This is a genomic window from Moorena sp. SIO2C4, assembly GCF_010672485.1.
GTDB lineage: Bacteria > Cyanobacteriota > Cyanobacteriia > Cyanobacteriales > Coleofasciculaceae > Moorena > Moorena producens.
Window position 1 is genome coordinate 1 of record NZ_JAAHGN010000148.1, and the last position, 10,323, is coordinate 10,323.

A 10,323-nucleotide genomic window follows, 5' to 3' on the forward strand; every position below is an offset into this window, starting at 1 on the left:
ATGGACGTTGGCCGAAATCGTTGATATCTAGCCACTCTAATAAATTACTGGCTTGATCGAAAAGGGGCATACTGCTGTGGCTTGTCCAGTTTGTCGCTTCAGCGTCATACCCAAAAGACCAGATGTTAACGCATAAATTATCTTTTCCTAACCAACCTAGCCAGCAGTCATCATCATCCCGTTTTCCCTGGGGATGCCAGGTGCTGATAGCATCCCCTCCCAGCCCGTGAACAAACACCACATCCGCACTGGGCAATAAGTCCTGATAGCTTGAGATTTCGATTAAGCCGGTTAAATCCCTCAACGGTTACCCTCAAGTTAATTATATAGCATTAACTAGTAGATGCCTGAAACCCAATCTCGAATTATTTTAACACAGGAAAATATAGGGAGTCGGAAATTCTAAATTCTAAATTCTAAATTCTAAATTCTAAATTCTAAATTCTAAATTCTAAATTCCATAACCGTACAATTTCTTTCAATTATCCCTCCGAAAAAAAATTATAAAACCCCTTGACAAATTAAAATGTTATCGTTATGATTATATTTGTAACTTAACAACGAATTGTTAACTATGTCCGACAATTTTCGCCCTAACCCAGAAAACAATCCTGAGGAAATTACTCCTAGTAATACGCCTCAGGAACCTTCCCAAAAAAAATACCCCATTAAGCACATTTTGAAAGGCTCCCGCCAGGCAATAAACAACACCATTTATACCCTTTATGCACGGGGTTACGCCCAAGTTGACGAGTGGAGCCCCCTTCAGCCGACTGACATTCCTGGCGAATTCATGACGGTAATGACGAAGTACTTAATGCTGGGTTAAGGGCTTAAATTTTGGGGGGCTTTGCCCCCCCAAAGCATCAGGTCTGATGTCAGCGGTCAGCGGTCAGCCGTCAGTGGTCAGTGTTTAGCTGATAGCTGAAAACGGATAGCTAATAGCTAATAGCTGATACGCGACACGCTGATAGCTTACGGTCTGATCGGATTATGTTTGATTAGGTTTACAAAGTTGAGACATAAGTAACAATTCCTAGCCGTGGAACATAGTTCTGCGGCTACTTTTTTTTGGTTAGCAGGTTGTTCGCGTAGCGTGGCCTTTTGGCCAAGGTTATTTGGTTGTTCGCGAAGCGTGGCCTTTTGGCCAAGGTTAGATGGTTGTTCGCCTTTGGCGTTCGAGTAGGGTAGGTTTAAGGTTATGATGTTGTAGGTTATTAACAGGCTCAGCTGATCAACACAAGACCTCTTGAGGTGATCAACAAGTGTTCTATTGTGATTAATCCTTGGTGGGCAGTGCCTAGCAACCCGATCGCAAGCACATTAATCTGTCTGTTGCACTGCCCACCCTACATCTACTTAATAAAATTCTCCTTGGTGGGCAGTGCCTAGCAACCCGATCGCAAGCACATTAATCTGTCTGTTGCACTGCCCACCCTACATCTACTTAATAAAATTCTCCCCATCTCCCCATCTCCCCGACTCCCGACTGTTGTGCCATTTCAAGACAACGGCCCAGGGGAACTTATCTGTAGTATTTGGGAGCATCCCAATTTGGCACGTTAGCTCTTTTTAGGGGGCTGAAACCCTTGAAATATCGTTGCTTTGGGTAATATTGTTTCCAAAATGGGATGCTCCCTAGTATTTTGAACAAATAGTATAAGAAAGGGAATAGGGAACAGGGAATAGGGAATAGGGAATAGGGAATAGGGAATAGGGAATAGGGATAATAGTTGACTATTTCAGCTGTTTGACCGGCGTTGCTTAATAATGGAATGATTTTAAAAGTTTTGTGCAATGGGCATCTTCCCGTAGAATGGGCATCTTGCGTGGAACTGGCATCTTGCCAGTTTCATGCTTATTTTCGAGCGGACAGGATGCCCACTCTACTCCTATTCATTCAAAGATTTAGCAACGCTGTTTAACTCGATGGTGCGTTACGGGGCGGACTATCGGAACACGGGTTACGAGGCGGAAAATGAGGGCAAGTCCGCCCCTAACACACCCTAAGCACTAAATTCTAAATTCTAAATTCTAAATTCTAAATTCTAAATTCTAAATTCTAAATTCTAGCTAATCAAAATTGCCATTTATATCTAACTTGTACCTCATTAAACACGTAGTCGTAACTCAATTCAACTGAGGAAGTTTGTCCCAAATCATAAACGGCATCGAAGGTTGGGTAAACCTGTAAATCAGCTAAACCGATGGATCTCCCGACATTACTGACTTGTTCTTCAACAGTAAATAAAATATGTTTGATAATTGGTCGAACAACATACTGAGTAATCACTAACTCAGCTATTTCTCGTTCATTGCTGTTAGCGATAGTTTCAAATTGGGTAATAAAACTGTTACCGAGCAGAGCGATAATTCCACTTTCACTGCGGGGAGGAGTACTGGTTAAGGTGACAATGGGAGAAAATAGAAACGCTTTGTCCTCACTATTAGCTATAGCTTCCCCATAAACACACTCAGAGAGCTGTTGGAATTGTTGACGAGACAAGATGGTTGTTTTTGAACCAAGTTTAGCTAGTCCCCTATCTTGTCCACTACTGGTAATTTGCTGATCAGCACAATAATCTTTCTCTCCTCCTAGGGCAAGGATTTTACTAGTTTGACCTTTGATGGCGAGGGTTACCTTTACTTGGTCGGGTCGAGAAGACTGCACGACATTCTCAAGGATTTCGTTATCAACCCGTCTTTGACGTAAGGCACCAGAAGGCTCAAAGGCTATGGTGATAAACTTAAGATCTAAATTGGGATTGAGTAATCCCTGTTCTGGTACAAATACAATGGTGTTATTGTGCCGCCTGTCTGAAACAAATTCGGTTTCTAATACATCAACTTCCCAACGTCGTAGCGTAATTGTTCCCAATCCTTGTAAGTTTTGGAGATTGCCATTGATAGGACCGTTGAGGGTTAAATCACCAGCTATTCGAATATCATATATGGGAAACTGTTGTACTCTTAACTCATTTACCAAATTTATCTGAAAATTCCTTAACCTAGGCACAAACAGATTATTTATTCTACTACGGACTACTGAGGGAGTCTGATTAGACGTATTCTTAACGGGTTTTTCGTCACTTGCTTGGGTCTTGGTTTCCTGTATCTTCGGTATAAAGGCTTGCCCATTTTCTAAGTTAATGTTTCCTCCAATAACTGGACGCAATGCTGAACCCGTAATCACGATATTACTTGCTACTCCCCCTTCATAGAGCCCTGCTAACTTTAGGTTATCTTTAGGAATTGTCAGGGTTAGGGGATTGGAGGAGTTTGTCGTATTTGACGCTATCCTATTTGACACTATCGGCAATTGCCCAGACAGGGAGAATCCAATCCCTGCTAGGTTACCCTCGATAGTTTTTTGACCTTCTCTATCTGGATAGTTTACTACTTCCAGGCGCTGCTGATCTAACTTAACCTTGCCTACAACATTGAGGGTAAAGTCATCTTCTAGGAGCTTAGTTTTGAGAGTGCCATTCTGGATATTAACCTCAGATGTTCCTGATAAGTCTTTAATTTTGATACCATCTGCTAACTCCAAACTTCCACTAACATCCAGGTCTATATCAGCGGTTCTATCCTCTCCATTCACCCATTCCACTTGTTTTTGAGTCACTACACCAAGGAGTGCCATTGCTGGAGTTGCCAGCTTGAGGTTGATATCTATGCGATCGCTATCTGGTTTGGGGGGAAAGGGGACTTTACCAGAGACTTGTAGATAATCTGGTTTGTTGGTGTCAAAGTCAAGACGAGAATCAACATAGTCGAAATTGACTTCAATATCATCGAGGGAGGTATTATTGACGGAGCCATCTACAACAGCGACTTGCCCATTGGTGACTTGGGGATTGGTGAGACTACCACCCAGCTCGCCTTTGGCATTCAAGTTACCTGCAATGTCAAAGGGAATAGTGACAAAATTGCTGGCTAAATTGCTAACGGTCTCTAGAGATAGATTCTGGAGGAGGAAGTTTCCTGAGTTGCTTTCTTGGCCAAGCTGTCCTTGAAATGCTAAGACTGTTTCCCCCAATTCCATTCGGGCTGGCTGCACAGTAATTACACCTTGGTCGTAACTGCCTTTACCAACCAATTGGTTGAGCACAATTACTTGATTGGGAGAATTAGCATACCACTGCCAATTGTTGCCTTCAACATTAAAATCGACTTTAGGATTAGTCAAGATTCCAGCAACAGCAATTTCTCCAGTATACTTACCTCGAATATCTAAATTAGTCAGGAGTGTAGTGGGATTAAACGGGTTAGCAACAGCGTCGTCTTGGGCATTTATTTTGGCAAACCGTCGTAGGAGAGTAGCTAGGGAGCCATGTATAATACTAGGGAATGGTCGTAATTGGTCAGCGTTGCCAAATTTCTTGTTACCAATTTTATCACTAGAGGAATTAGTAGTAGAGGAATTAGTAGTTTGGAATCCTTGAGCGATGTCGATAATATCAACACCTTTGACAATAGTCAGGATGTCTTCAATATAAGCTTCTGGAATAGTCAGCTTGCCATTTATTTGTTGAGACTTGAGATTAAATCGACCATTTTTGAATAAATATCGACTGTTGCCTAAGATTAAAGCAGCTGATGCGATCTGGGCAATATGATCTTGATAGGAGAAGTTAGCACTAACTTGTTTAGCGTTTATTTCTCCTATAGCAAGTTCCTTAATTTCGATAGTATTACGACCAGAGGTTTCTAGGGTGAAAAGATTCAGGTTAGCTTGCCCTGTTACCTCGCCTTCCAATCTACCGGGAATACCGTAGATCAAACCAGGGGTCAGATTAAGGATAGCTAGGGAAAAATTCTTGATCTGAGCCCTTAAGTTATCTGCCCGGCGTACTCCTGTGATCAGAATCGGGAATTGTGACCCTTGTCCCTGTTGGAGTGTAAAGGATGCAGGCAGATAGGGAGCAAGACATTGGTCTCCTCTAGTACAGGGTTGGAGGCGAGTTGCGATCGCATCTTTCTTTCCTCGTAAATCTATGGCTAATTCTTGTCCTGGCGCAACGGTTACTGGCCCAGCTAACACTGGCTCAAAGGTTAAGTCGTTAACCTTCAAATTCGATAGCTGTAGATTCCCGGTCATATTCAAATTCCCAGGTAGGAAAGGGGCTGAGAGTAAATTTTTCCCTTGGATGCGACCGTTCAAGTCAGCTTGACCCTTGACCTGAATTTGATACCCTGGGGAAATTTGCTCCAAAGGTAACCGACTCAATAGCAGGTTATAGGGCAATTTACTGAGATCAGAACCAACCTCTAGGTTTAGATCAGTTCCAATCTCCCATGGCATCTGACTAGGGTTAGTTTTGGTGAGATGGGACAGTAGGATTACTCCCTTAGCATTAAAGGAATGTTTTGGCAACTCTAGCGATAGGGTATTTGCTTTAATGGTAGCAATAGCACCAGGATTGAGCAGAGGATTGAGGTTTCCGGATAAATTCAGTTGACTGTTCAGCGGTCCTAGCTCTAGTTTTTGGTTACCCAGCTCCGGTAATAACTGACTAACCAGTAAGGAGGAATCAAGATTAGTGGTATTAATTGCCGCTTGCCATAGACCCTTGCTAAGGGTGCTATTTAGGTTAAGTTTCCCTTGGGCTAGTACTCCGTTAAGGTCTGCTTGTAGGTCAGTCTGATTCAGTAGAGTTGGGGGGTCTAGGGTGTTAAGTCGGCTCTTTAACTTGACTTTTCCCCCGATTTCTGTATCGATAGTTGGGAAGTTAGCTAAGGCCATTTGGGATGCGATTTCCCCTACATCCAGGCTGTTTGCGATCGCATCCGCAGTCAGCACCCCAGAGCTTAACTGACCGATAGCATTAACGTTACCACCACCTACACCTAGGTTTCCATCAAAGCTAGCCTGAATTGCCTTGAGTAGGTCAAGGTTAAATGATGAGCCGAAAGCCAGTAGAGACTCTAAAGAACTAGAAAGGTTAGCTTTACCTGACTTGAGAGCTATCGGTAGCGCTAGATTAGGAATACTATTACTCAAGCTAATTTGACCAGCTAATGCATTAACATCCAGATTCCCTGACTTTAACTGACCTTTGGCATTAACTTGACCATCAGCCACCCCTAAGTTTCCCTCAAAATTGGCGTTGATAGTATTGAGGCTATTCAAGTCCCGATTCAAGGCAGAGGCGAGCAGAGATGCCAGGCTTCCGGAAAGATTAAGCTGACCTGACCGTAGCGCTACTGGTATCGTTACATCTGGCACTAGGGGATTGAGCTGAATTTGACCAGCTAATGCATTAACATCCAGATTTCCTGAATTTAATTGACCTGTAGCGTTAACTTGACCATCAGCCACCCCTAAGTTTCCCTCAAAATTGGCTTTGATAGTATTTAGGCTGTTGAAGTCCCGATTCAAGGCAGAGGCAAGCAGAGATGCTATCGTTCCGGAAAGATTAAGCTGACCCGACCGTAGCGCTACTGGTATGGTTACATCTGGCACTAGGGGATTGAGCTGAATTTGACCAGCTAATGCATTAACATCCAGATTCCCTGAATTTAACTGACCTTTGGCATTAACTTGACCATCAGCGACCCCTAAGTTTCCCTCAAAATTGGCCTTGATAGTATTGAGGCTATTGAAGTCCCGATTCAAGCCAGAGGCGATAAGAGATGCTAGGGTTCCCGAAAGATTAAGCTGACCCGACCGTAGTGCTACTGGTATGGCCAAATTGGGAACTAGGGGATTGAGCTGAATTTGACCAGCTAATGCATTAACATCCAGATTCCCTGAATTTAGCTGACCTGTAGCATTAACCTTACCCCCACCCACCCCGAGCAACCCATTAAAATTGCCATCGATAGTATTCATCAGGCTATTGAGGTTGGGAGTTGAGCTAGAAGATAGCAGAGACTCCAGGGAAGCAGAAAGGTTGATTTTGCCAGAATCTAAACCAATCGGTAAACCCAACTTGGGCACTACCTTATTCAGTTTAATTTTAGAGGCTCTGGCGTCCAACTCCACCATGCCCCGATTTACCTGACCTGTAGCCTTCACCTTACCCCCTTCTACCCCCACCTGCATATCTCCTGTTGCCTCAATAGATTTAGGAGAAAAGGATTTGAAACTACCAGAGAGGTTGATTTTTCCTTGGGTTAACTGTCCCGACAGGGGTAAGAAGGGGTCTAGAGGCACAGCGTTAGCCACTACAGTAGCTTCCCACTTACTGGTTTTAAGGTTTCCTGTACCCGTAGCAGTGATTCTCCCTTTACCGACCTTGACCTGGGTGTTACGCAGTAAAATATTCTGATTGAGCAACAGGAGTTCTCCAGCACCAGAAACCCCGATATTCTTTGAAGATGAAGTGGATACCGCTGGTGCTTGCCAAATTAGACTCCCTTGGGGGTTTTGAGTGTTTCCTCTGATGGTAGCTTGGGCGTCGAGGTTGCCCAGGGTAATCTGAGATGGCAGCTTATAGGGAGATGCAATGGCATCCACCGGAAGGGCAGCGATAAAATCGAACGCTAGGGGCATTCCCTGAGGTTTAGTTCCCCCTTGCTGGTCACTAGCCAGTCTTACTTGACCACGCCCAGTAATTTTCCCACCTGCCTCAGGTTTTACTAAGAAATCCGTCAAGACCACTTGGGAAAAATTCCCAGCCAAGTCAGCCCGAATCTGAGCCAACTTAACCTTGTCGATGGTGGTCACTTTAGTATTCCGTAGTGTGCCAGTCACCTCTGGCTGGTTAATCGGACCGGTAATCGATAAGTCCGCTGCCATTTCCCCATCTACTGGCACTGGGGATTTCAGCGGAACAGTTTTCAGCAGTTTCGCCAAGCTAAAGGGCGTGACCTCAACATTCAGGTCAAACCCTTTTGTCCAACCGACTTGACCAGATACCAACGCTTCAATTGCTCCATAACTCCCCTGAGTTTTTTCCAAGCGCACCTGGTCTCCCTGGAAGCGCAGTCTAGCGTTAGCCTTCACCGGTGCCTTCAACGGGTTTACTTGCACCTGAATCCCTTTAAATTCAGCCTTACCCTTAACATCAGGGATTTCCTTAACCGAAGGCAGGGAAATATTCAGTTTGGCATCTAATTCACCAGATTGGAGATTAGCTGGGATATTGGGAATAACCGCTCTGATTAACGGCATCAGCTCCGCCAATGCCAAGTTTTGGACGTTGACCCTAGCTTGACTTTGCCCAGTTGTCAGCCATGTCTTGCCCTCCAGTTTGGTCTTACCCTCAGCAATAGCAGTTGTGATACTATACTTGAGACGCTTATTGTTGTTGGATAAGCCAGCAGTAGCATCAAGTTTGAGCTTGAATGGATTAGTCTGACCATAGGGTAAAAGGGCAATTTTACCATTCCACACCCGCACCTTAGCATCCAAATCAATCGGAGGAGAGAAGGAATTATCGAAATTCAAGTCTTTTAAGTTAATCCATTCCCCATTCGCTTCCTGTTGGGCATACACATCCACATTTACCAAGTTAATGGTCACAGGCAAAGAGCGTTTGACAAGTAAAGGCAAGGGATTAAAACCTACTTTGATCGCTTTGATAGCCACATGGTCAGGGTCAGTGGTGGTAGCTGGGATAGAGGATGGTCCCAACTCCAGGCTAGTCAGGTATAAGGCTTTCAGTTGTCCAACCCGTACATCTCGCTTGATGACATTACTCAGTTCAGTTTCAATCCAGCCAGGTAAGTTTTGGTATAGCCACATCCTGACCCCAAAATATCCCACCAGACCAATGGTCAGGGAGATCATGGCAAAGGTAATAGTAGAGGGACGTTTTCCCCATTGGAGTATACTGGCTACAGCACTCCGGCTTTGATTTGCCTCTGGTTCAGGGGGAGGATTTTGGGAAGACTTGGTCATATCCGAATATCAGGATGATTAGAGGATTTGCTGAAAATTATTCCAGATCGGCTGCAATATATTCCGGAAATTGACTGATACAGGGTCGCTAAAATTTTATGGAATTCCCCAAGCCAAAACCCCGTGTTTTTAAACCACCGGATATAGGCTCGTAGCGACTTTAGTCGCCGTGGAAAAATATCTTGAGGAATTCCGGAATCATCGTTAAAGCCAATATCGTCAAAGCCAATGTAGACTTAAATATAGAGTACAGGCTGCAAAACCGTTGGCTCAACCGGGAAAGAGACCCGCAATTTGATTGACCATAAAGTAGTAATGCTCGGAGGGTAGGGAAACTCCTCCTTAAAAACCCAACCGTCAATTAAAAGTTGGCGTGTGAACCTAGAAGAATCACCTTTGAGATAAAAACGGTGCGCTTGACCTTGGCGAATTAAATTCGCCAAGGTCAAGCGCACCGCAAAGTACGGTGGGGCACACCGGAACTTGAGGAAAAGGAAGGGAAACGGACTTTTAAGGCACTTCCAGGAAGTACTCCAACGCTTAAGGAGAACTGCCCTCTAGGTCTGTCGTGAATTGACTGGGGACTTGGTGTTTTCACGGGTTTTTGGTTAAGCATTGTCCTATTTTTGGCGGCGTCAAAGATTGGAACTCGGCGGTTTACGGCGGCTCGTTGATCTAAGAATCCCCGCGTCTAATGACCGGGGAGTGTCAAAGCAATCTTAATTTACTGGTGAAAATTCTGAAGATAGGGTGATCGGGTAATGGGGATAATTGGTAATGGGTTAATCTGGTTTTTGAGCTGTCAGCCCTGAAACGCTACTATAAATTTAAATACAGAAAGAGAAGACCATGGGCGAAGCGCTTAGTGCCTAGTAGTACCCTTAGGGATTAGTTTGACGTACTACTGATAGTTAGCTTCCTCGAAGTTCACTCTCGTCGAGTACACAACATCTTAAACTTGGGTAAATCGAATTCGTCGATACTGTCCGGTCACAAACAGCTCAATTTGAAAAAGTTTTTTGTAGGAGGATATGAATGACATCCTATGCAGCGTCTTCTGCTAGAGCAGAAATGAGTGAACTCCGACGACTAAAAACCTTACTACCACCAGAGCTACAAAGCTGGGTGATGGTGGAAGGGTCAACAGAAGTCAATCCCCCCTTGGTTCGTTGTGAAGAACTAGGTTCAGACGAGGTGGAAATTCAAATTGACCTAACTAAATGGGAGCAGCTCGCCCTTGACCAGCGTAACCTCCTGTTTTGGCATGAAGTTGCCCGGATTCAAAATGACACAATTCCTAAAGAAGGCTGGGAAATGGCAGCCCTAGCCATTGGTTTAGGGGGTGCTGTCGGGGAACTCTGGGTACAAGATGGCTTACTGCTGCTGTTAGATCGGAAGAGCGTCGTGTAAAAAAAAAAAAAAAAAGTGGAAGCATATATGATCAATCGCGGAAAGGTCAAAGTGCGATATAGAAC

The 10,323-nt window shown here is 44.3% G+C and carries 5 protein-coding genes and 1 pseudogene; 3 read left to right on the forward strand and 3 right to left on the reverse strand.

Annotated features, from left to right (window positions below; translation table 11 throughout):
- The coding region (locus F6K20_RS10705; RefSeq protein ID WP_287294632.1) for an alpha/beta hydrolase at positions 1-304 on the reverse strand (304 nt) is incomplete at its 3' end.
- A gap of 270 nt (positions 305-574) precedes the next feature.
- Here F6K20_RS10705 and F6K20_RS10710 point away from each other — a divergent pair.
- Together F6K20_RS10710 and F6K20_RS10715 are read left to right on the forward strand one after the other, a co-directional pair.
- Complete coding sequence (locus F6K20_RS10710; RefSeq protein WP_008187661.1) at positions 575-829, forward strand: hypothetical protein; 255 nt, start codon at positions 575-577, stop codon at positions 827-829.
- 946 nt (positions 830-1,775) lie between these two features.
- Positions 1,776-1,925 carry a hypothetical protein gene (locus F6K20_RS10715; RefSeq protein ID WP_287251148.1) on the forward strand — a complete coding sequence of 50 codons (150 nt, stop codon included), beginning with the start codon at positions 1,776-1,778 and terminating at the stop codon, positions 1,923-1,925.
- A gap of 152 nt (positions 1,926-2,077) precedes the next feature.
- Here F6K20_RS10715 and F6K20_RS10720 read toward each other — a convergent pair whose 3' ends face one another.
- Together F6K20_RS10720 and F6K20_RS10725 are read right to left on the reverse strand one after the other, a co-directional pair.
- Complete coding sequence (locus tag F6K20_RS10720; protein WP_287294634.1) at positions 2,078-8,848, reverse strand: translocation/assembly module TamB domain-containing protein; 6,771 nt, start codon at positions 8,846-8,848, stop codon at positions 2,078-2,080.
- Positions 8,849-9,084: 236 nt separating this feature from the next.
- Positions 9,085-9,291 carry a hypothetical protein gene (locus F6K20_RS10725; RefSeq protein ID WP_131827050.1) on the reverse strand — a complete coding sequence of 69 codons (207 nt, stop codon included), beginning with the start codon at positions 9,289-9,291 and terminating at the stop codon, positions 9,085-9,087.
- Positions 9,292-9,883: 592 nt separating this feature from the next.
- Here F6K20_RS10725 and F6K20_RS10730 point away from each other — a divergent pair.
- Positions 9,884-10,237 (forward strand): annotated as a pseudogene (locus tag F6K20_RS10730) (DUF3318 domain-containing protein); the annotation flags it as partial.
- Between the last annotated feature and the right edge of the window lie 86 nt (positions 10,238-10,323).

Excerpts from the sequence above, each read along its gene's own strand:
- F6K20_RS10710 (WP_008187661.1), top strand. The coding sequence starts at position 575 with ATGTCCGACAATTTTCGCCCTAACCCAGAAAACAATCCTGAGGAAATT.
- F6K20_RS10715 (WP_287251148.1), top strand. The coding sequence starts at position 1,776 with ATGATTTTAAAAGTTTTGTGCAATGGGCATCTTCCCGTAGAATGGGCA.
- F6K20_RS10720 (WP_287294634.1), bottom strand. The coding sequence starts at position 8,848 with ATGACCAAGTCTTCCCAAAATCCTCCCCCTGAACCAGAGGCAAATCAA.